At 61.7% G+C, this 18,558-nt stretch carries 24 protein-coding genes; 23 read left to right on the top strand and 1 reads right to left on the bottom strand.

All coding sequences use genetic code 11. The annotated features are described in order from the left end of the window. The first annotated feature begins 2 nt into the window (after positions 1 to 2). A complete protein-coding gene (locus ACE3SE_RS15740) occupies positions 3 to 557 on the top strand; it encodes a head-tail connector protein (protein ID WP_374556633.1) in 555 nt (184 codons plus the stop codon). Here ACE3SE_RS15740 and ACE3SE_RS15735 read toward each other — a convergent pair. Continuing rightward, positions 552 to 1,187, bottom strand: coding sequence for a hypothetical protein (locus tag ACE3SE_RS15735; protein WP_374556630.1), 636 nt, complete (start codon positions 1,185 to 1,187; stop codon positions 552 to 554). The genes ACE3SE_RS15740 and ACE3SE_RS15735 overlap by 6 nt on opposite strands. Here ACE3SE_RS15735 and ACE3SE_RS15730 point away from each other — a divergent pair. The 22 genes from ACE3SE_RS15730 to ACE3SE_RS15625 all read left to right on the top strand — a co-directional run bounded on the left by ACE3SE_RS15730 (position 1,122) and on the right by ACE3SE_RS15625 (position 18,544). Beyond that, on the top strand, positions 1,122 to 1,451 hold the full coding sequence (locus ACE3SE_RS15730; RefSeq protein WP_374556628.1) for a phage head closure protein: 330 nt from the start codon (positions 1,122 to 1,124) through the stop codon (positions 1,449 to 1,451). The two genes, ACE3SE_RS15735 and ACE3SE_RS15730, sit on opposite strands and share 66 nt — an antisense overlap. After that, positions 1,438 to 1,911, top strand: coding sequence for an HK97-gp10 family putative phage morphogenesis protein (locus tag ACE3SE_RS15725; protein ID WP_374556626.1), 474 nt, complete (start codon positions 1,438 to 1,440; stop codon positions 1,909 to 1,911). The genes ACE3SE_RS15730 and ACE3SE_RS15725 overlap by 14 nt, the downstream gene beginning before the upstream one ends. Continuing rightward, positions 1,902 to 2,294: a tail completion protein gp17 gene (gene gp17, locus ACE3SE_RS15720; RefSeq protein WP_374556624.1), complete on the top strand. Its 393-nt coding sequence runs from the start codon at positions 1,902 to 1,904 to the stop codon at positions 2,292 to 2,294. The genes ACE3SE_RS15725 and gp17 overlap by 10 nt, the downstream gene beginning before the upstream one ends. Beyond that, the gene (locus tag ACE3SE_RS15715; RefSeq protein WP_374556622.1) at positions 2,291 to 2,707 is read left to right on the top strand and encodes a hypothetical protein; all 417 of its coding nucleotides are present in this window, start codon (positions 2,291 to 2,293) and stop codon (positions 2,705 to 2,707) included. The genes gp17 and ACE3SE_RS15715 overlap by 4 nt, the downstream gene beginning before the upstream one ends. Positions 2,708 to 2,718: 11 nt before the next feature. Further along, positions 2,719 to 3,651, top strand: a complete 933-nt coding sequence (locus tag ACE3SE_RS15710; RefSeq protein ID WP_374556620.1) for a phage tail tube protein — start codon at positions 2,719 to 2,721, stop codon at positions 3,649 to 3,651. Positions 3,652 to 3,734: 83 nt separating this feature from the next. Then, on the top strand, positions 3,735 to 3,977 hold the full coding sequence (locus ACE3SE_RS15705) for a hypothetical protein (RefSeq protein WP_374556618.1): 243 nt from the start codon (positions 3,735 to 3,737) through the stop codon (positions 3,975 to 3,977). Positions 3,978 to 4,042: 65 nt separating this feature from the next. Next, positions 4,043 to 4,423, top strand: coding sequence for a hypothetical protein (locus tag ACE3SE_RS15700; RefSeq protein ID WP_374556616.1), 381 nt, complete (start codon positions 4,043 to 4,045; stop codon positions 4,421 to 4,423). Further along, positions 4,423 to 4,773 carry a DUF1799 domain-containing protein gene (locus ACE3SE_RS15695; protein ID WP_374556614.1) on the top strand — a complete coding sequence of 117 codons (351 nt, stop codon included), beginning with the start codon at positions 4,423 to 4,425 and terminating at the stop codon, positions 4,771 to 4,773. Before ACE3SE_RS15700 ends, ACE3SE_RS15695 begins: the two co-directional genes overlap by 1 nt. A gap of 1 nt (position 4,774) precedes the next feature. Next, positions 4,775 to 8,074, top strand: coding sequence for a hypothetical protein (locus ACE3SE_RS15690; protein WP_374556612.1), 3,300 nt, complete (start codon positions 4,775 to 4,777; stop codon positions 8,072 to 8,074). Further along, complete coding sequence (locus ACE3SE_RS15685) at positions 8,075 to 8,419, top strand: phage tail protein (RefSeq protein ID WP_374556610.1); 345 nt, start codon at positions 8,075 to 8,077, stop codon at positions 8,417 to 8,419. A gap of 2 nt (positions 8,420 to 8,421) precedes the next feature. Then, positions 8,422 to 9,114: a phage minor tail protein L gene (locus ACE3SE_RS15680; RefSeq protein WP_374556608.1), complete on the top strand. Its 693-nt coding sequence runs from the start codon at positions 8,422 to 8,424 to the stop codon at positions 9,112 to 9,114. 86 nt (positions 9,115 to 9,200) lie between these two features. Then, entirely contained in the window at positions 9,201 to 9,443 is a 243-nt protein-coding gene (locus tag ACE3SE_RS15675; protein ID WP_374556606.1) for a hypothetical protein, read from the top strand. Next, positions 9,415 to 9,900: a DUF2335 domain-containing protein gene (locus ACE3SE_RS15670; RefSeq protein WP_374556604.1), complete on the top strand. Its 486-nt coding sequence runs from the start codon at positions 9,415 to 9,417 to the stop codon at positions 9,898 to 9,900. Before ACE3SE_RS15675 ends, ACE3SE_RS15670 begins: the two co-directional genes overlap by 29 nt. 348 nt (positions 9,901 to 10,248) lie before the next feature. Continuing rightward, positions 10,249 to 10,491 (top strand): hypothetical protein, encoded by a 243-nt coding sequence (locus tag ACE3SE_RS15665; protein ID WP_374556602.1) that lies wholly within the window; start codon positions 10,249 to 10,251, stop codon positions 10,489 to 10,491. Position 10,492: 1 nt separating this feature from the next. Next, the gene (locus ACE3SE_RS15660; protein WP_374556601.1) at positions 10,493 to 11,221 is read left to right on the top strand and encodes a phage antirepressor KilAC domain-containing protein; all 729 of its coding nucleotides are present in this window, start codon (positions 10,493 to 10,495) and stop codon (positions 11,219 to 11,221) included. Between the two features lie 57 nt (positions 11,222 to 11,278). Further along, a complete protein-coding gene (locus tag ACE3SE_RS15655) occupies positions 11,279 to 11,977 on the top strand; it encodes a C40 family peptidase (RefSeq protein WP_374556599.1) in 699 nt (232 codons plus the stop codon). Beyond that, complete coding sequence (locus tag ACE3SE_RS15650; protein WP_374556597.1) at positions 11,974 to 12,537, top strand: hypothetical protein; 564 nt, start codon at positions 11,974 to 11,976, stop codon at positions 12,535 to 12,537. Before ACE3SE_RS15655 ends, ACE3SE_RS15650 begins: the two co-directional genes overlap by 4 nt. Continuing rightward, positions 12,537 to 16,013 (top strand): host specificity protein J, encoded by a 3,477-nt coding sequence (locus ACE3SE_RS15645; protein WP_374556595.1) that lies wholly within the window; start codon positions 12,537 to 12,539, stop codon positions 16,011 to 16,013. The genes ACE3SE_RS15650 and ACE3SE_RS15645 overlap by 1 nt, the downstream gene beginning before the upstream one ends. Next, the gene (locus ACE3SE_RS15640; protein ID WP_374556593.1) at positions 16,010 to 16,402 is read left to right on the top strand and encodes a hypothetical protein; all 393 of its coding nucleotides are present in this window, start codon (positions 16,010 to 16,012) and stop codon (positions 16,400 to 16,402) included. Before ACE3SE_RS15645 ends, ACE3SE_RS15640 begins: the two co-directional genes overlap by 4 nt. Further along, positions 16,383 to 16,598 (top strand): hypothetical protein, encoded by a 216-nt coding sequence (locus tag ACE3SE_RS15635; protein WP_374556591.1) that lies wholly within the window; start codon positions 16,383 to 16,385, stop codon positions 16,596 to 16,598. The genes ACE3SE_RS15640 and ACE3SE_RS15635 overlap by 20 nt, the downstream gene beginning before the upstream one ends. Beyond that, the gene (locus ACE3SE_RS15630) at positions 16,595 to 17,149 is read left to right on the top strand and encodes a hypothetical protein (RefSeq protein ID WP_374556589.1); all 555 of its coding nucleotides are present in this window, start codon (positions 16,595 to 16,597) and stop codon (positions 17,147 to 17,149) included. The genes ACE3SE_RS15635 and ACE3SE_RS15630 overlap by 4 nt, the downstream gene beginning before the upstream one ends. A 3-nt stretch (positions 17,150 to 17,152) precedes the next feature. After that, positions 17,153 to 18,544: a phage major tropism determinant gene (locus ACE3SE_RS15625; protein WP_374556587.1), complete on the top strand. Its 1,392-nt coding sequence runs from the start codon at positions 17,153 to 17,155 to the stop codon at positions 18,542 to 18,544. Positions 18,545 to 18,558 lie beyond the last annotated feature (14 nt).

Here is an 18,558-nt window from a genome sequence, read left to right as displayed (position 1 = left end):
CCATGGCCACTATCCTGACGCTGGATGAAATCAAGCAGCAATGCCGCATCGAGCCGGACCAGACCGAAGAAGACGACCTGCTGCAACAGATGGAAGCCGCGGCCGTCCGCGCCTGCGAAGACAAGATCGGCGGGCCGCTGCTGCACACGCCCCGCCAGTTGGTGCTCAGCCGCTGGCCAGCGCAAGGCTTCCTGCTGCTACCCACCCCCAATGCCTTTCAGGTGGACCGGGTAGAAGTCTTGCAGCAGGGCGTCATGCAGGAGTGGACAGGCTGGAGCGCACGTGCCGAACCGGAAAGCAACGCGCTCTACCTGTATTGCCGCCAGGCCTGGCCGATGGTGGATGACGATAGCGACGCCATCCGCATCCGCTACCAGGCCGGTCTGGCAGCCAGTGGCGAGGACGTGCCGGAAGCAGTGCGCCAGTGGCTGCGCTTTCGCGTGGCCAGCTGTTACCAGTTCCGCGAGCAATTCGTCAGCGGTCAGGTGGCCAATCTGGGAAGCGCGCTGGTGGACAGCCTGCTGCATGCCTACCAGTTTCAGGAGGTGGTGTTATGACTTGCTGTCAGGGGGGAGTCCTGCTTTTCCGGCTACTTGCAGCCAGGAGAATGCACATGCCAGCACTGAAAAATGGGCGGTGATCGCACCACCAAGAAACAGGCCAATAAACACCCGAAGCGTTGCTGCGGCCCGGTCACAGCGCACCGAGTCCGCCACGATGCCGCTGATGAACAGCGCTGACATTGCGGTGGTAATCAGTGCTGCCAGAAACATGGAGCCAAAACTGGTTTTTGAGCGGAAGCGGTAAATGGACGGGCCAAGTTCAAACAGGCCGGTCAGTCCAATCACCGCAGTCAGCAGTAGTGAAATCTCAGAAAACAGGCGGCTCAGGCCATTCAAACCATTGGGTACCGGTGGCGGGCAGTTCTTGATATTCAGCACGGCCAGGCCGTCCAGCCAGCGCAAGGGCAGCCAGCCCAGCCAGAAGGGCAGCAGGGTGCACACGGCTACGGCAGTAAGTGCCGCGTGCGGTTTCCAGAAGATAGACCAGTCATCTTTACGCATGGAGGAATCATTCATGACTATGCGAAATGAATTTAACAGCTTTGGAGCAAAACAGCCATGAACTCCGGCGCTGGCCCCTTGCGCGATCGCCTGCTCATCTTGCGCCCAGTCGATCGTGCCCATCCCTCTGGTGCGCCCTGTGACAGCTGGCAAGCGGTGCGCCGCATCTGGGGCGCATTTGAAGGCTTCACCGGCCGGCTCTATCTGGCGGCCTTGGCCGAACAAAGCGGCCTGTCGGCACGGGTACGTATCCGCCGCCGGTCCGATATCCAGCCCGGCATGCGGCTACAAGCCCGCGGTGCAAGCTACCACATCCAGGCCGTGCAGCCCGATCCGGACCCGGCCTGGCTGTGGCTATTACTGGAGCGTATTGATGGCAACGGTTGAAATTCACGGCATGCAGCAATTGTTCAGCAATCTGCAGCAGCTGCCGGATGGCCTGCGCCGCAAGGTGCTGCGCCGTGCGCTGCGGCAAGGTGCCGCCATGGTGCGTGACGAAGCACGGCGCATTGTCCGGCGTAAAAGCGGGGCACTGGCACGGGGTATTACCGTGGTCAGCTCGCGCGGTAATGGTCAGCGCGGTACCGTTGCCTTCAAGGTTGGCCTGCGCCGTGCCGTGTTCTATGGCCGTTTTCTGGAGTTCGGCCACATCGCACGTGGGCCGGGGCAGCGCCTGAAAGGGGGCGAGCGACGCCGGGCAGCTCAGCGCCAGACTGCCATCGCGGGCGGGCAGTTTGTCCCGCCTTACCCCTTCATGCGCCCGGCTGCCGCCACCAAGCTGGAAGCTGCTTTGAGCCATGTCGCCAGCGCAGTGCGCAGCGCCCTGCAACAAGGGGCATGGCGATGATCGGCGCGGCCCTGTTTGCCTTGCTCACCGGCCCGCCGGCATTACGCCAGCAACTGGAAAGCCGGGTCTACCCGCTGCGCTTGCCGCCAGAGCCACAACTGCCCGCCGTGGCCTACCAGCTCATCGGCGAAACCCGCGCCCGCGGCCCGCGCCGCAACCCCGGGCTGGTCAGCAGCCGGGTGCAACTCAGCGTGGTCGGCCGCCATTACGACGAAGCCCACCAGCTGGCCAGCCTCATCCGCCAGCAGCTGTCGCGTTATCGCGGAATGGTGGCCGGACTGGATATCCGCGACATGCAGGAAACCGACAGCCACGACCAGGACGATGGCCAGGCCCCCCATCTGCTGGCCATGAGCTGGCGCATCGACTGGAAACAGCCATGAGCCATATCGAAACCATCATGCAACAGCTGGAACAAGCGCTGCTGGACCACACTCCGGCCGGGCCACGCATCAGCCGCAGCCTGGAACGGGGCTACAGCTACGACGACTTCCCCGTCATCGTGCTGCACCAGCATACCGATTTGCCTGCTGAAGGCAGCCCGGTAGGCCTGGCCTACCGCCAGCTACAGGTCGAGCTGGAAATCCTGGCCGAGGGCGACATCCCGCATGCTGCCTGCGACCCGGTGCTTACCGCAGCCCATCAGGCCCTGCTGACGCTGGCCACCAGCTTGCCCGGCTGTCACAGCCTGGTGCTGGACAGCGTGCAGTGGGAGTTTGACGACGACAACCCCGCGCTCGGTATCTGCCGGGCGCAGTACCGCATTCATTACCGCCGCCCAGAAGCGGCACTGTAGAAAGGAACACCATGCCTCTCGCTGCCAAACGCATTGCCATCCTGGCCAAGCCGGAAGCCCAATACGGAAAAGATGCCATCCCCACCGGTGCCGCCAACGCCATTCTGGTCAGCAACCCCAGCCTCACTCCGATGGAAGCCGACCGCGCCGAGCGCGATGTTGTCCGGCCATACTTCGGCAATAGCGAGTCCATCCCCACCGGCCTGCGCATGAAGCTGGAAATGGAAGTGGAAATCGCCGGCGCCGGTGCCAAGGGCAGCGCCCCGGCCTGGGCGCCCTTGCTGTTGGCCTGTGGCTTTACCGAAAAGCTGACCGCCGGCGTCAAGGCCGAGTACACCCTGCTGTCCGACGGATTCAAGTCATTGTCCCTGTACTGCAACTTTGACGGGGTCAACCACAAGCTGCTGGGCGCGCGCGGCAGCCTGTCACTGGAACTAAGCAACAAGGCCATTCCCAAGTTCAAATTCACCATTACCGGCCTGTACGGCGGCATTGCCGATGCCGCCCTGCCCAGCGTGGTACTCAACAAATTCCTTACGCCGGTGCCGTTTGACCTGGCCAATGTCGCCAGCCTCAGCCTGCACGGCTACAGTCCAGCAGTAGAAAGCCTGTCGCTGGATCTGGCCAACGAAGTCACCCACCGCGCCTTGCCCGGTGGCAGCGAATCCGTGCTGATTACCGGCCGCAAGCCCAGCGGCCAGCTGGTGATGGAATCGGTCAAAGTAGGGGAGAAAGACTGGTGGAATGCCATCCGCAGCGCCAGCACCGGTCCGCTGCAACTCAGTCACGGCAAGCTGGACGGCAATATCGTGGACATCAACTGCCCGGCCATCCAGCTGGGCGATGCCAGTTACAGCGAAAGCGATGGCCTGCTGATGCTCAATGCACCGGTCATCCCGGTACCCGTTGCCGGAGATGATGAACTGGTAATTACGGTGCGTTAGGCCGCACTTTCGGCCAGTTTGCATCAGTATCCCTGCTGACTAGTCTGGCGCTGTTTGCCTTGGTTCACTCCGGGAGGAAAAGCATGGGCCTGCTGCTGATTCTGGGTATTGCCACGCTGTGCGTGCTGGGCAATATCGCCTTGTGGGTGTTCGGGCCGCAATTTTTTGTCTATCTGCTGCTGTTTGCCGGTTTTATCTTCTTTGCCGTGGTCGATATCCCCTGGGACTTGGTCCTGCAATACGGCCTCATTGCGCTGGGCATCGTCCTTCTGCTGACATTGCTGTACCACGGCTGGAAGCGCTGGCTCTCATTGCCCCGCTTGTAAATCACAACGATTCATCTACACAGTACACCGCCCGCGAGGCGGTTTTTTTACGTCCGGAGAACACCATGTTCGTCATTTCCCGCAGCACCACCGCCCGCCTGCCGGTCACCGTAAAGCACTACGACGCTGACGGCCGTCTGCAACAACAGCAGTTTGCCATCGATATCAAACGGCTTGACCAGCAGCAATGGGATGCCCTGTTCGAACAGCATCACTCTGCCAGCACCAACCATAGCGTCTGCGACAACCTGCAAGCCAATGTCGCGCTGCTGGCTGAAGTCGTCACCAACTGGGATGAAGTCAGCGATGCCCAGGGCCAGCCCGTGCCATACAGCACCAACACGCTGCGCGAACTACTGATGGGCCCGGATGGCCCGGCCCTGTCGCGCGGCCTCTTCGATGCCATCTTCAGCCTGCGTTACGGCACGGCTGCGCAAAAAAACTGATGGAGGCGGTGCGGCGCCAGTGCGGACGCAGCCCGCCGGACCGTACTGCCGACACCCAGGCCCTGCGCGCAGCGGGCATGTCCGAGTTGCAAATCAGCCAGCTGCTGCCCGTCACCACCGCACCAGTACCCTTCGAGCTATGGCCGGAAAACGAAACCGCCTTCGCCCTGTGGTGCAGCTTGCGTACCCAGTGGCGGGTCGGGCCGGCAGGTCTCATCGGTCTGGACTATGCCGCTATCCCGGCAGTGATGGAGCTGCAAGGCATTCCACCAGACCAGCGCCCCGCGCTGTTTGCCGCCCTGCGTCAGTGCGAAGCCGTCGCGCTGGACGTGTTCTACCAGGAGAAATGAAATGTCCACCACCCAGGTCGGTTCACTGGTTATCAGTCTGGAAGCCGGTGTTGCCCGCATCCAGCGCGATATGGATGCCGTGCGCAGCAATGTCAGCAGCAATATGGCCGCCGTACGCAAGGACTCTACCCAGGCCATGCAGGCCATCGAGCAGAGCAGCCAGCGCATGGCTGCACAGGTAGACCTGTCCTTTGGCCGTGCCGGTAACGCAGTGCGCGGCTTTATTGCCACCTATGCCGGTAGTCGTCTGGCCGAATTCGCCAAAGAGGCCACGCTGGCCGCCGCGCAGTACAACACCATGGGCGTGGTCATGCAGCAGGTGGGCCACAATGCCGGTTACAGCATGGGCCAGTTACAGCAGCTGGAAGGCAGGCTGCGTGATACCGGCATCAGCGCCATGGAGTCACGCAACAACATCACCCGCGTCATTCAGGCCCACATCGACCTGGCCGACGCCAGCAAACTGGCACGGGTGGCGCAGGACGCTGCCGTCATCGGCAACCTCAACTCTTCGCAATCCTTCGCCCAGCTGATTCATGGCGTGCAGTCAGCCCAGACCGATGTGCTGCGTGGCATCGGTATCAATGCCGACTTCGAAGGCAGCTACGCCCGCCTGGCCGTGCAACTGGGCAAGAGCACCGCCCAGCTGACCGAGAACGAAAAAATGCAGGCCCGCGTCAACGAAGTGCTGTTGCGGGGCAAGGACATTGCCGGCACCTATGAGGCGGCCATGGGGGAGGCCGGTAAACAGCTCAACTCCATGAAACGCTACGCCGACGACCTGAAAGTGGCACTGGGCCAGCACTTCATGGAGCCATTCACACGGGGCGTAACCGCCAGCAGCGATGCCCTCAGAACGCTATCGCAACATGCGGACCTGCTGGGCAGGGGACTGGAATACAGCCTGGTTGGTGTCGGTATGGTCGCCGCGGCCAAGGCAGCAGGTGGCCTTCAGCATTACACCCGGGAAATCTGGGCAAGCCACACTGCCACCATCGCGGATACAAAGGCGCAACTTGGCGCAGCTGCTGCCAGCGAACAGCGTAGCTACGCCAATATGGTGGCGGCAAAAAGCAGCCAGGCCGCTGCCGTGGCCGAAGCCGACAAGGCCGCTGTGCTGCTGCAAAGCGCTAGGGCAGAAACAGTACTGGCGGAGCAAGAAGTGGCGCGTGCCGGTTTGCAAGTACGGCTTGCGCAAGGGACAGCAGCGCACTCCGCCCAACTGGCAGTGCTCAATAGCGCCGAACAGCGCCTGACCACCGCCCGCGAAGCCGAAACTGCCGCCACGGCCGCACTGACCCAGGCAGAAAGCCGACTTGCCGGTGCGCGCACTGTCGCCGGTAGTGCTGCCACCAGTCATGCCGCGGCCAGTAATGCACTCACCCTGGCCAAAGAGCGCGAAGCTGCCGCCACCTCGCTGGCTGCCGCGGCTGGACGGACGGCCGGCAGTGTGATGGCTGCTTTGGGTGGGCCATTTGGTGTGGCCACCATCGGGCTGGGCTTGTTGATCTACAACTGGGACAAGCTTGCCACCAGCGCCGTACGTGCTGCTGACATGGCGACTGACTCAGCCAACCGGATCAAATCCGCATTGGGTAATTCCAATGTGCTGCTGGCCGGGCAGGAAATTGCCACGGCAAAGCAGCGCATGGCCATTGCCAATGAAAACATGGCCAAAGCCATGCATCTGCGCGATGCCAGCAAGAATGCTCCCAAGCTTTATGAACATTACGACCAGCAGTTAAAGCAATGGGCGGCCATCGCCGATCAGGCTCGCGAGGTGGCCTTGAAGGGTGAGGCCGACCTTAATACCTTCAAAGCCACCCAGCGCAAGCAAGCCATGGCCCTGATCGGCCTGGACGAAAACGGCCAGCCCTTGGCCCCGCGCAATATCAAGGAACCCAACTACAAGCTGGGTGGTCAGCTGCGCGACCGCTACAGTGAAGCCGCCGACAAGATCCGTCAGGACATCGTCGACATCCAGAAGGCAGTAAAGGAGGGCGTTTACACCCAGGAAGAGGGTGTCAAACTGCTGGCGGTCGCCCGTGCCAAGTTAAGCGAAGCACTCCGCGGCAAGACCGGACCCAAAGGACGCAGCGGCCTGAGTAGTGAAGACAGTGCCATTGCTGGCCTGCGCAGCCGCATCGAGGAAGAAAAACAGCAGATCGCCCAGCTGCAAGCGGCGCGGGGTGCCGACATCAGCAAGATGACCGAAGGCCACAAAAAGGTGATCGAGCTGGAGCAGAAGCTCGCCCAGGCCAAGGATGCCGGCACGCAGGCCTCACTGCGCAAACAGCTGGCACTGGCGCGCGAACTGGATACGTTGAACCAGCAGACACAGGCTCTGCAACTGGCCAACCAGATCCGTGGTGGACTGTATGACAACCCGCTGCAGGCCCTGCAACGTGAACATCAGCAGCGGCAGGAAAACCAGGAGCGGGCCAAGCCCAACTTGTCAGTGCAAGAACAGGCCCGCTATGCCATGGAAGAAGATCAACGTTACGAAAAAGAACGCATGGAGCTATTCAACAGTCAACTACAGCAAACCGGTCTGCTGACTGAAGAAGAACAAATCCGCCTCTCCTATGAGCGGCGGCACGATGCCATCTTGCTGGCGACGCAGGTCACGGAAGACGCCCGCGGCGAACTGATGCGCCGCAATACCGAAAAGCTCAATGCTGACATGGAATCCATGCAAAACCAGCACCTGTCCGCCATGCTGGGCAGTGCCGGTCAGTTGTTTGACGGGTTGGCTGGGTTGGCTGAAACCTATGGTGGCAAACAGTCGGCCATGTACAAAACCATGTTTGCCCTCAACAAAGCGACGGCTATCGGGCAAGCGATCATCAATACCGAAGACGCCGCCACCAAAGCCCTTACGCTTGGGTTTCCTTTAGGGTTACCTGCCGCACAAATGATGCGCGCTCTGGGGTATGCCAGCGTCGGCGTCATGGCAGGCACAACCATCGCCGGCATGGCCCACGACGGCATCGACACCATCCCGCGTGAAGGCACCTGGCTGCTGGACAAGGGCGAACGGGTGGTAGACAGCCGTACCAATGCGGACCTCAAGGCATTCCTGCAGCGGGTCAGCCAGCCTGCCGGCCAGACAGCTGCTGCACCGGAAGTGCGGGTCACCATCATCAACCAGAGCAATGGCAGTCAGGCCAGTGTAGAAGAACGCCACAGCCTGGACGGCAGCCGCGACATCCTGGTGCTGGTGCGCAATCTGGCCGACCAGCGCATTGCCGACGCCACCCGCCCCGGCGGGCAGATCTACGACTTTGTCAAAGGCAGCTAAATGGCAGCAGAAACCTTTGCCTGGACACCGCAGTTTGGCGGCAGCGCCAGCGTTAAACCCCGCGTCAAAGACATGCAGCTGGGGGATGGCTACGCCCAGCGCATCCCGGATGGCATCAACACCATGCCACGCATGCAGCAACTGGGCTTCCGTGAGCCCCCGGCTGTGTGTGATGCCATCGAAACCTTCCTGCAACGCCATGCCGGTGTGCGCTGGTTCTGGTTTGCCTATCCGGGACGTGGGCGCATCAAGGTCAAATGTGCCGAATGGACGCGCCAGTACCCCGCACCCGGTATGGATGAAATCAGCCTGCAGTTTGAACAGGTATTCGACCCCGGAGATTAAACATGGCACTCCCTGCCGATAATCAGCAACTGGCAACCGACGCCCTTGTCCAGCTGTACGAGCTGCGCCCGCCGGCCAGTATCAACCTGTCGCCACTACGCTTTACCGCCAGCGGCAATGGCCAGCCGCTCACCTTTCAGGGGCAGGTTTACGAACCATGGGCAGTCGAAGCCAGCGGCTTCGAAAGCAGTAACAAAGGCCCGGTGGCCCGGCCCAAACTCAGCATCAGCAACGTGGCCATGCTGCCGGACGGCAGCCCGGTACGCGGCCTGTTTACCGCGCTGGTGCAGCAACAGCAGGGGCTGGTGGGCTGGACTGTCATCCGCCGCCTCACCCACGCCCGTTTTCTGGCTGGCGGCCCACTGGCTGACAGTCCGCAGATGTACCCGGAAGAAGTCTGGCTGATCAATCGCCGCGAAGCCGACGATGGCAGCACCCTGGTGTTCGAGTTGCGCAGCACGCTGGACATGACCGGCCGCAGCGCCCCCGGTGTGCTGGTCACCCGCTACTGCCCGGCGCATGTGCGCTACCGCGGGCCGGACTGCGGCTATCTGGGTAGCGCCATGTTCGATGTCCACGACCAGCCGGTCACCGACCCGGCACAGGACGCCTGCAGCAAATGCCTGTCCGGCTGCCGGGTGCGTGGAAACCTGGACAACTTCGCCGGGTTTCCGGGGATGCGGCGCTATGGGTAGGTCAGGTGAAGATATGGACTGAACTAGCGGTTTGACTAGCTGGTCTGAAAAGACCTAGTATTCAGTGCCAACCCTTGGAGATAGCCATGTTAATAATTGATTTCGATGCCACTGCAACTGAAGCAGTTGAGCATGGTTTCATGAAGGGCTTGGGCGCTCCCATGCTGGTGCTCAGCAATTTCAATGCACCAGCGGTCAAGATTCCACCAATGGTTCAGGCCAGTCAGTCAACTGTCGAAAATGCATTGGCGAATGACTGGGCAAATATTGCTGCTGATTTTCATGTTGTCGTGAAGGCATATGGCGAAAACACCGAACAAGCCGAATAATCCTCCCCAGCAGGCACAAGCAGCTCAAGCCGTTGGCGCAGCATTTTCTGCACCACCGCCACAAATCCTACAAGCTTCCCAAGTTTACCAAGGCCCATTACCGCACCCAGACATTCTGCGCGGGTACGATGCTATCGTCCCCGGTGCTGCAGAACGGATACTGGTGATGGCCGAGACCGAAGCAGCCAACCGTAACCGGCGTGAAGACGAAGCACTTCAAGCCAATATCAGAGCACAAGACCGGCAGTTGGCAATCTCCGAGTCGCAAACCAGACTGGTTTTCCGTAGCGATTTGATTGGCCAAATCGCAGGATTTATTGTTTGTCTCTGTAGCATCGCAGGCTCCGTATACCTTGGGTTGAATGGACATGAATTGCTTGCTACGGCTCTGGCTGCCATTCCGACGGGAGCCATCATCAAGGCGTTTTTTGCTGAGAAGCCCAAGCCGAAAGAATAGTCGGTCCCCTGGAGTTGTTGTAACCAAACACCGCCCCCGAGGCGGTTTTTTGTTGCCTGTCTGTTTTAGCCACCCACCCCTTCGATCAGTTTTCACCTGCACCCGCTCAGGCTAGCCTGCGGTCAGGTGCTAGAAACACCAGTAGGTTCGTCACGGCGTGCTCGGAAGAGCCGCAACAGGTATCATCCCTGTGCGGCTTTTTTGCGTCTATCAGTTCTTTCGATGGGCGGGAGTGCGAGGAATACAAGACCCGCAAGGGAAATAACTCCGCTGTCCGTGAGCAGTTTCTAGCTCCTGCCCGCCCGTCTAGAAAACGGGTAAATCACTACGATTTCACGGAGAATCGATATGACGCATTCCCATATTCCACCCCCTTTACACACCCGGCTGGCCAATGTCAGCACGGACATGTCCACCATCGCCATGACCCAGGCGGATGCCTTGTTCGGCATTCTTTCCGCCATCTCCCGCTTGTCGCAGGACGAAACCATCACCCATCTCGCCGTGCTCGGCAAAGACGTCGCCCAAGGCATGCACAACGATGTGGATGTCTACCGCGAGCAGATTGAAGACCTGTTGCTGGAGGCCTGACATGGAACTGGTGACACTGCATGCCGGACAGCCGGTAACCACTTCGCTGGCCATCGCCGCCGGGACGCACGTTCAGCATAAGAATGTGCTGGAACTGGTTCGTACCTATGCCGCTGATTTGAACGAGTTTGGAAGGGTGACGTTTGAGACGCGACCCTTTGAAACTGCAGGCGGGGTGCAACATCGGGAAGTGGCCATCCTGAACGAGCAGCAATCCACCCTGTTGCTCACCTATATGCGCAATAGCGATATCGTGCGCAGTTTCAAGAAAGCCCTGGTCAAAGCCTTCTTCCGCCTGGCACAGCAAGCCCGCCAGCCGGACCCTATGCAGGTGCTGAACGACCCGGTAGCCATGCGCAGCTTGTTGCTGGGCTACTCCGAAAAAGTGCTGGCGCTGGAAGATCAGGTAGAGGCCATGGCCCCCAAGGTGCAGGCACTGGCAAGGATTGCCGAAGCCGGAGCAGGGGCGGTGTGCATTACCAATGCCGCCAAAGCCCTGCAAATGCAGCCCCGGCAGCTGTTCAGCCTGCTGGGCCAGCGCCGCTGGATCTACAAACGGCCCGGCGGGGCTGCTTGGCTGGCCTATCAGGACAAGATCCAGTCCGGCGTGCTGGAGCACAAGGTCACCACCGTCAGCCGTAGCGATGGCACGGAAAAAGTGGTGGAGCAGGTGCTGATTACGCCCAAGGGGCTGGCAAAACTCGCGGAAGAAGTCAGAACCTTGCACTAGCTAAACTGATTTCATACCCAAGCCACTCCCCGGAGTGGCTTTTTTCATGGAGCCATCATGCACGCTACCGATGCCCAGATCAGCCAGATGCTGGCCCTGGCCGCCAAGGCCAGTCCGCACGAGGCCTGCGGCCTGCTGCTGGACGATGGCCGGGTTTATCCCTGCGCCAATGTGGCTGGTAATCCGGCCTGTCATTTCGAGATTGACCCGCTTGACCAAGCGGCTGCCGAGCAGCTGGGCCAGGTGATGGGGGTGTGGCACAGCCATCCGGATGGCACGGCTGAGCCCAGCCTGATCGACCGTGCCATGTGCGAGCGTACCGCCTTGCCCTGGCACATCGTCAGCCCGGCGCTGGGTGATTACCGGTATCTGGCGCCTTGCGGCTGGCAAGCCCCCTATGTCGGGCGGCCGTACTGTTATGGCGTGTTCGATTGCTGGGAGCTGATCCGCGACTGGATGCGCCGCGAACGGGGCGTGTTGCTGTCGCGCCCGCTGGAAACAGAAGGCTGGTGGGAACAAGGTCAGCCCCTGTTTGCCCAGCATGCGGCAGCCAATGGCTTTGAACCGCTGGACGATCCACTGGAGTCGGGCGATGTGCTGATGCTGCAAATCGGCGCCAGCGTGGCCAATCACCTGGCCTTGTGGCTGGGGGATGGCCTGATCCTGCATCACCTCAAGGACCGTGCATCCGAAATCCACCTGTACGGCAGCTACTGGCAACGCTGCACCGTCAGCCACTGGAGGCATCAGATATGAATACCTTACGCACCATCCGTCTGGGTGGCTTGCTTGGCCAGCGCTTTGGCCTGCGCCATCAGCTGGCAGTACAAACGGCGGCCGAAGCCATCGTCGCCCTCGATGCCCTGTATCCGGGCTTCCGTCAGGCCATCCGCCAGCTGGACGCGGCGGGCATGCAGTTTCGCGTCACCGTTGCCCGCCGCGATGTGTCCGAGCAAGAGCTGTTGCTGGTGTCACAAGGCGACATCCTCATCATGCCGGTGCTGGCCGGGGCTGGTGGCAATAACAAGATTCTGGGCGGTGTGCTGATCGTGGTGGGGGCGCTGATGTATGCCTGGGGCGGCCAGGCCGTGATGATGGCTGGTGTCGGCATGATGGCGTCCGGAGCCATGATGCTGCTCACCCCGGTACCCAAAGCCGATGCTGGCCAGATGGAACGGGATGCCGGCAAGCAAAGCTATCTGTTCAATGGCGCGGCCAACAGCAGTGCACAGGGCATGGCTGCGCCGGTTGGTGTCGGCGTGCATCGGGTGGGCGGCATCATCGTGTCCGCCGGTATTGCTGTGGAGGATTTGTAATGCAGCGAATCCAAGGTGCAGGTGGTGGCGGGGGGCAGCCTTCCAGCCGTCGCCCGGTGGAAGCACCGGACAGCCTGCAATCGGTTGCTACTGCGCGGCTGATGCTGTTGGTGGCGCTGGGCGAAACCGGTGGGCCGGTAAATGGCCTCAAATCCATCTATCTGGATGGCACGCCCATCGAGAACGCCGACGGCAGCCGCAACTTTGAACGGGTGCAGGCAGAATGGCGCACTGGCACGCCTACCCAGCTGCCGTTCAGCGGCTTTAGCGAGGTGGAAACCGAAACCGCTGTTGGTGTGGAAATCAAGGCCGGGGCCGGGCTGGTGCGCCATATCGACAATCTGGAAGCCAATGCGGTGCGGGTCACGGTCTCGGTATCCGGCCTGTTTCAGGTGGATGCCAACAGCAACGACACCAACCCGGCGCGGGTGGAAATGGCGGTGGACCTGAAACCGGCTGATGGCATCTGGGCAGAGCAAAAGCAAATCGTCATCCAGGGAAAATGCCGTGGCAAATACCAGCGTGCCGTGCGCGTTCCCCTGGCTGGCAAAGGGCCGTGGCAGCTGCGGGTGCGCCGTCTCACGCCGGACAGCATCACGCAGAACCTGGTGAATGCCACCGGTTGGGACAGTTTTACCACCATCCAGGAACTGCAACTGCGCTATCCCAACTACGCCATGCTGGCGCTGGCCTTTGATGCACGCCAGTTCAACCGCTTGCCGGAAATCACCAGTGACTGGCAGCTGGCCATCCTGCAAGTCCCGTCCAATTATCACCCGGTCACCGGTGTTTACGATGGGGCCTGGGATGGCCGCTTCAAACCGGCACACAGCAGCAATCCGGCCTGGTGGCTGTACACAATCGGGACCGACCCGCGTTACAACCTCAACCTGCCGGCAGAAGGGGCATGGAAGTGGGATCTGTACCGCATCGCCCAGTGGTGCGACCAACTGGTGAGCGACGGGCAGGGCGGCCAACGCCGTCGCTTTGAAATGCACCATTACCAGACCGACAGCGCCGACGGCTGGAAGGTATTGCAGGACATCGCCTCGGTATTCTGTGGCCGCGTCATTCCGTACGCGGGTGGTGTGCGGGTGATGGCCGACATGCCGGAAGCCACCCCGGCCAAGCAGTTTGTCCCGGCCAATGTGGAAGAGGGCCGTTTTACCTATAGCAGCACGGCACTGGATGAACGCTACACCGTGGCCAGTGTGTCCTTTGTCGACCCGGACGATGGCTGGAAGCGCGGTACCGAATATGTCGAGCACCCGGCCGGCTTGTCACGCTATGGCTATCAACCGGCCAAAGTGGTGGCCATGGGCTGTACCAGCCGCGCCCAGGCCCAGCAATACGGACGTTATCTGCTGGAAACCGCGCAGAACGAAACCGAAACGGTCAGCTTCGTGGCCGGGCTGTACGGCAGCGACCTGCTACTGGGCGAAACCTTCACCATTGCCGACCCGGTCGTCGCCGGCCGCCGCATGGGTGGGCGTTTACTGGCGGTGGATGGCCGGGCCGTCACACTGGATGCGCCGGTATTGCTGGAACCCGGTGTGCGCTACAGCCTGGAATGCCCGCTGCCGGATGGCACACTGGCGCGCCGTGCCGTGGGCAATGCAGCCGGTCAAACCGACCAGCTAAACCTGGTGGCTGCATTCCCGACCACGCCGCTGACCGGTACTACCTGGACGCTGCTGGCCAGCAATCTGCAACCCACGCTGTGGCGCTGCGTCAGCCATCGCGAACGCGAGCCGGGGGTGTACGAAATCAGCGGCATCCAGCATTTTGCCGAAAAATGGCAGGCCATCGAGCAGGGGCTGTATCTGTCCCCGTCGCCGGTCAGTCAGCAGCCGGATGCCTTGCAATTGCCACCGGTCGGGTCGGTCAGCCTGCGCGAAACCGTCTATACCACCGGCGACCAGCGCCGTGCATTACGGCTGGAGGTGGACTGGGCTGCACTTTCGCATCCTTACTTGCGTGGCTATGTTGTCGCCTGTCGTCAGGAGGGCGGTGACTGGGTGGAGCAAGCCGAGCAAAGCGCCAACCATGCCGAGCTGGAAGGCTTGGCCATCGGTAGCTGGCAGGTACGGGTGGTTGCCGTCTCGCTTACCGGCCTGCGCAGCGTTCCGGTGCTGGCCAGCATCAAGGTAAAAGGGCCAAGCGCCAAACCGCCCACGCCACAACTTAGCGCCAGCGGCGGAGCCATGCTGGTGGAGCTGGGCTGGCGTTTTCCACCCGGCGTGCCGGACCTTGCCACGGTGGAGTTGCGCTACAGCACGCGCAGCGACGACCCGAACCCGCCCTTGCTGGCGCAACTGGCCTGGCCGACGAACAGTTTTACCCATCTGGGTGTCGGTCTGGGCGTGAAGTACTGGTATTGGCTGCGCGTACAGGACAGCTGGGGCAACTGGTCGGGCAGTGCCCGGGCCAGTGCCGCGTCAATCAAGGACCCGGCCCCGCTGCTGGAACAGCTGGAAGGCAGCATTACCGGTGCTGCGCTGGCCGACAGCTTGCGCCAGCCCATCGAGTCCATCGGCCCTGCGGCAAAGGCTGTTGCGGCACTTACACAGCGGGTAGACAGCGTCAGCAACGATGTCAGCGCCAGTGTGCGCAAGGTGGAGCAAGTACAAAGCACGCTCAGTGGCCAGACTGCCATTGTCCAGGACCTCAGCCATGCTGTAGATGGCGTGCTGGCTGAAAAAACCATCAAGGTGACAGCGGGTGGCAAGGTGGCCGGTATCGGCCTGCGTGCCGACAAAAACGGTACCGCGCTGGACGTGCTGGCCGACCGTTTTGCCGTTTCGTTGCCGGATGGTAGTGGTAGCAAGCAGGTGTTTACCGTCGGCCAGATCAACGGCCAGCCCGCTGTCGGTATTGCCGGCGCTGTGATTACCGATGGCTCGCTGGTGGGCAAACGGGTGCTGGCATCGGAATCTGTCGAAGCCGCCCAGATCAACACCCGCGGCCTCACCATCAAGGATGCGGCTGGCAATGTCGTAGTGGACATGAACGGCATGGGTGCCGCCTTCATCAAGGGTCAGCTCTCCGCCGGGCAAATCGACAGCCGCGGCCTGGTGGTGCGGGACCAGAACGGCAAGGTCATTCTGGACAGTGGCGGGCTGGATGGCAGCTTTATCAAGGATCTCACGGTCGGAACACTCAAGATCACCGATGGTGGAATCAGTTGGCTGCAAAGCAATTCCGGTTCCAGGGCCATCAGCTTCCATACACCGTTTCCGGCCAGCGTATACCTGGCATTTACCGGTGATAACTTTAACTACATGACAGACAAATCATCCCATCTCGCGTCCAGTCTGCTCCTGGATGGCGCTGCCCGCTGGAGCTGCACCAATTGGCAGCCAGCCATCGGAAGTGTCTGTCTTTATGTCACCAGTGGATGGCATACCTTTTCCTGGAGAGGCGGGGTGAGAGATGCGTCTGAAAATCGTTTTTATATTCTGGGAGTGATGCGATGATTCCTGTCCCTTACTGCAAGGCGGACGACACCGGCCGCATCATCGAATACGGTAGCCTGTCACCGTATACCTTTCTGTATCGCATCGATCCGGCCTATGTCTACGACCCGGTCGGTGTCACGCCGGACACCCACTACGTCAGCGACGGCATGGTGCGCGAGCGCCCACGCATGGTGTTGCAGCGGCATGGCCAGCAGTTGTCCGGCCTGCCAGACCCGTGCACCGTCACCATCAACAATCAGCCCTACGCAGTGACCGGCGGCCAGGTGGAGCTGGACTTTCCGCAGCCCGGCCAGTATCAGGTGGTACTGTCTGCCTGGCCATGGCAGGAAGTTGCGCTGGAAATCACCATTTCAGAACCGGACAACAATGAAACTGACCCATCTTGACCCTTACGACGGCCGGCGAGCCGCTGCCTACCCGGACATGGGCGACCAGCTGGACGCCATCTGGAAAGTACTGGAGCTGCTGCCTGTCCTGCCTCCCGATACCGCTGCCATGCTGCAACAGATACAGCAAGTCAAAGCCGATTACCCCAAGCCCCCGCCCAGTGCGGGGGTTTCGCTTTCCGGAGACGCAGCATGATCACCCTCAGCCGTGGCGACGGCTGGCAACGTACCCTGCGGCTGGAGGCGGGCCGGCTGCACAGTCTGCCCATCCGGCAACTGCAACAAGACAACACCGGGCGTACCGTCCTGCTCGTCCCCGGCCATGGGCTGCCGCCGCGCTGGCGCATTGCCATTCAAGGACTCAACTGGCCCGGTGTGGCCAGCCGGCACAGTCAGCCTGGGCCGGACGACTGGCAGGGCGTCACCGCCGTGGATGCCGACCACCTGCAACTGGATAGTGCCATGCCACTGCCGGACTACCGTGCAGGTGCATACCTCCAGTTTCGTCAGCCCTTGCCGCTGGACGGTGTGCAGTTGGCGGTCCTGTTTATGCGCCGTGGGGGCGGGCCGCTGCTTACCGAGGTGGATATTGCGCCAGATCCTGCAGCAGCTTCTGTCCAGCTCACGGTCACTCCGGACATGACCCGGCTGTGGCCGCTGGGCAGCTTGCAATGCCGCTTGCAACTACGCTGGCCAAATGGCCAGCAGCGTAGCCATACGCTGTGCACCCTTTATGTGGAGAACTGAATCATGCTGGACGAACTGTTTTGTGTTGAAGGCATCCCCGGCCCACCGGGCCCGCAAGGGCCTGCGGGTGAAACCGGCCCGGCCGGGCCGCGTGGCCTGCAGGGTGAAACTGGCAATACGGGCCCGCAAGGCCCGCGCGGCGAGCAAGGCCTGCCCGGGCTGATGGGGCCTGTCGGTCCGCAAGGCCAAATGGGCGCGCCAGGCCCAAGGGGCGACACCGGCCCGCAAGGCGAACGGGGTCCGCAGGGGGAGCAGGGCATACCGGGGCCACGTGGCGAACCGGGCGAGCGCGGCCCGCAAGGGGAGGTTGGCCCGGTTGGACCCATCGGCCCGCCCGGCCCGCTCAACCTGCTGCCCGGTGGCTTCGCCAAGCAGGACTACACCATCCACTGCTGGCGCAAAACCGGCCCGCATGGCATCAGCCTGCTGGCGGGCACGGCAGTGATGGTGGGCAGCACACTGGTGGAATTCAAACAGGACACCCCGGTGCAAATGCCTGCCGAGCTGAAGCCCGGCAGCGACCTGGCGTTTTACGCCTGTGCCGATGGCAGCGTGCAAGCCTCCGCCCGTTTCGATGGCCTGCCGGAACTGCCCGCCGGGCAGTGGCGCTTGATTGGTGGCGCGCACATCGGCCTGACATTACCCGGAACCACCGCCCGTGCTGGTGGATTTGATGGAATTTACTGGACACAAGCCGATGTGGATGCCATTGCCGGGTTCAACCAGTGGAGCCTGTGGGACCTGTTCTACCGCCCCGTCAGCGACCCGCGCGGCATGGTGTGCGTGGGCGGGGCTTTCTGGGCCGACATCTACCTGTGCGCACAGGACTACACGCAAGGCAGCAGCCGGGCAAGGGTTAACCTGGCCGGTGGTCAGAACAAACCACCGCGCCCGGCCATGCAAAGCTGGGTTATCGAGGATGATCGGGTCTACTCCACCGGCTGGTACGAGGCCCAGGCCATCGCCCTCAGCCTGCGCAAACGGCTGCCCACCATGCACGAATTTGCCGCAGCCGCCTTTGGCGTCACCGAACGACAATCCTCCGGCGTTTTTTACGCACTTATCAGCAACCGGGTGACAGGTTACACCTCGCGCTGGGGGCTGGAGCAAACCACCGGCCATCTGTGGGTATGGGGGCAAGAACTGCTGACCGACCCGCGAGCGGGTCAATGGGACTGGCGCTGGAACCTCTATAACAATCCGCAGAATGGCGGTCGTGGTGGCATCTACGCCCAGTTCGGTTTTGAACCCAGCCTGCGCGCCATGGTACTGGGGGGCAGCTGGAACACGGGCCAATACAGCGGCTCGTGCTGCGCCAGCCTGATTGCCAGCCCGTTCTGGGTGGGGGACGACACCGGCATACGCCTGTTCAGCGACCACCGCCAACACTTCTGAAACCCCGCCATCCG

The organism is Aquitalea pelogenes (assembly GCF_041914625.1).
GTDB lineage: Bacteria > Pseudomonadota > Gammaproteobacteria > Burkholderiales > Chromobacteriaceae > Aquitalea > Aquitalea pelogenes.
Note: the sequence above shows the minus strand (reverse complement) of the source record. Positions and strands in the feature narration are given on the sequence as shown.

Bases quoted from the DNA above. Each gene is read 5' to 3' on its own strand.
- ACE3SE_RS15695 (WP_374556614.1), top strand. From the start codon at position 4,423: ATGGAGGCGGTGCGGCGCCAGTGCGGACGCAGCCCGCCGGACCGTACT.
- ACE3SE_RS15665 (WP_374556602.1), top strand. From the start codon at position 10,249: ATGACGCATTCCCATATTCCACCCCCTTTACACACCCGGCTGGCCAAT.
- ACE3SE_RS15740 (WP_374556633.1), top strand. From the start codon at position 3: ATGGCCACTATCCTGACGCTGGATGAAATCAAGCAGCAATGCCGCATC.
- ACE3SE_RS15670 (WP_374556604.1), top strand. From the start codon at position 9,415: ATGGCGAAAACACCGAACAAGCCGAATAATCCTCCCCAGCAGGCACAA.
- ACE3SE_RS15700 (WP_374556616.1), top strand. From the start codon at position 4,043: ATGTTCGTCATTTCCCGCAGCACCACCGCCCGCCTGCCGGTCACCGTA.
- ACE3SE_RS15685 (WP_374556610.1), top strand. From the start codon at position 8,075: ATGGCAGCAGAAACCTTTGCCTGGACACCGCAGTTTGGCGGCAGCGCC.
- ACE3SE_RS15680 (WP_374556608.1), top strand. From the start codon at position 8,422: ATGGCACTCCCTGCCGATAATCAGCAACTGGCAACCGACGCCCTTGTC.
- ACE3SE_RS15630 (WP_374556589.1), top strand. From the start codon at position 16,595: ATGATCACCCTCAGCCGTGGCGACGGCTGGCAACGTACCCTGCGGCTG.
- ACE3SE_RS15705 (WP_374556618.1), top strand. From the start codon at position 3,735: ATGGGCCTGCTGCTGATTCTGGGTATTGCCACGCTGTGCGTGCTGGGC.
- ACE3SE_RS15625 (WP_374556587.1), top strand. From the start codon at position 17,153: ATGCTGGACGAACTGTTTTGTGTTGAAGGCATCCCCGGCCCACCGGGC.
- ACE3SE_RS15715 (WP_374556622.1), top strand. From the start codon at position 2,291: ATGAGCCATATCGAAACCATCATGCAACAGCTGGAACAAGCGCTGCTG.
- ACE3SE_RS15660 (WP_374556601.1), top strand. From the start codon at position 10,493: ATGGAACTGGTGACACTGCATGCCGGACAGCCGGTAACCACTTCGCTG.
- ACE3SE_RS15725 (WP_374556626.1), top strand. From the start codon at position 1,438: ATGGCAACGGTTGAAATTCACGGCATGCAGCAATTGTTCAGCAATCTG.
- ACE3SE_RS15645 (WP_374556595.1), top strand. From the start codon at position 12,537: ATGCAGCGAATCCAAGGTGCAGGTGGTGGCGGGGGGCAGCCTTCCAGC.
- ACE3SE_RS15650 (WP_374556597.1), top strand. From the start codon at position 11,974: ATGAATACCTTACGCACCATCCGTCTGGGTGGCTTGCTTGGCCAGCGC.
- gp17 (WP_374556624.1), top strand. From the start codon at position 1,902: ATGGCGATGATCGGCGCGGCCCTGTTTGCCTTGCTCACCGGCCCGCCG.
- ACE3SE_RS15690 (WP_374556612.1), top strand. From the start codon at position 4,775: ATGTCCACCACCCAGGTCGGTTCACTGGTTATCAGTCTGGAAGCCGGT.
- ACE3SE_RS15655 (WP_374556599.1), top strand. From the start codon at position 11,279: ATGCACGCTACCGATGCCCAGATCAGCCAGATGCTGGCCCTGGCCGCC.
- ACE3SE_RS15735 (WP_374556630.1), bottom strand. From the start codon at position 1,187: ATGGGCACGATCGACTGGGCGCAAGATGAGCAGGCGATCGCGCAAGGG.
- ACE3SE_RS15730 (WP_374556628.1), top strand. From the start codon at position 1,122: ATGAACTCCGGCGCTGGCCCCTTGCGCGATCGCCTGCTCATCTTGCGC.
- ACE3SE_RS15710 (WP_374556620.1), top strand. From the start codon at position 2,719: ATGCCTCTCGCTGCCAAACGCATTGCCATCCTGGCCAAGCCGGAAGCC.
- ACE3SE_RS15640 (WP_374556593.1), top strand. From the start codon at position 16,010: ATGATTCCTGTCCCTTACTGCAAGGCGGACGACACCGGCCGCATCATC.
- ACE3SE_RS15635 (WP_374556591.1), top strand. From the start codon at position 16,383: ATGAAACTGACCCATCTTGACCCTTACGACGGCCGGCGAGCCGCTGCC.
- ACE3SE_RS15675 (WP_374556606.1), top strand. From the start codon at position 9,201: ATGTTAATAATTGATTTCGATGCCACTGCAACTGAAGCAGTTGAGCAT.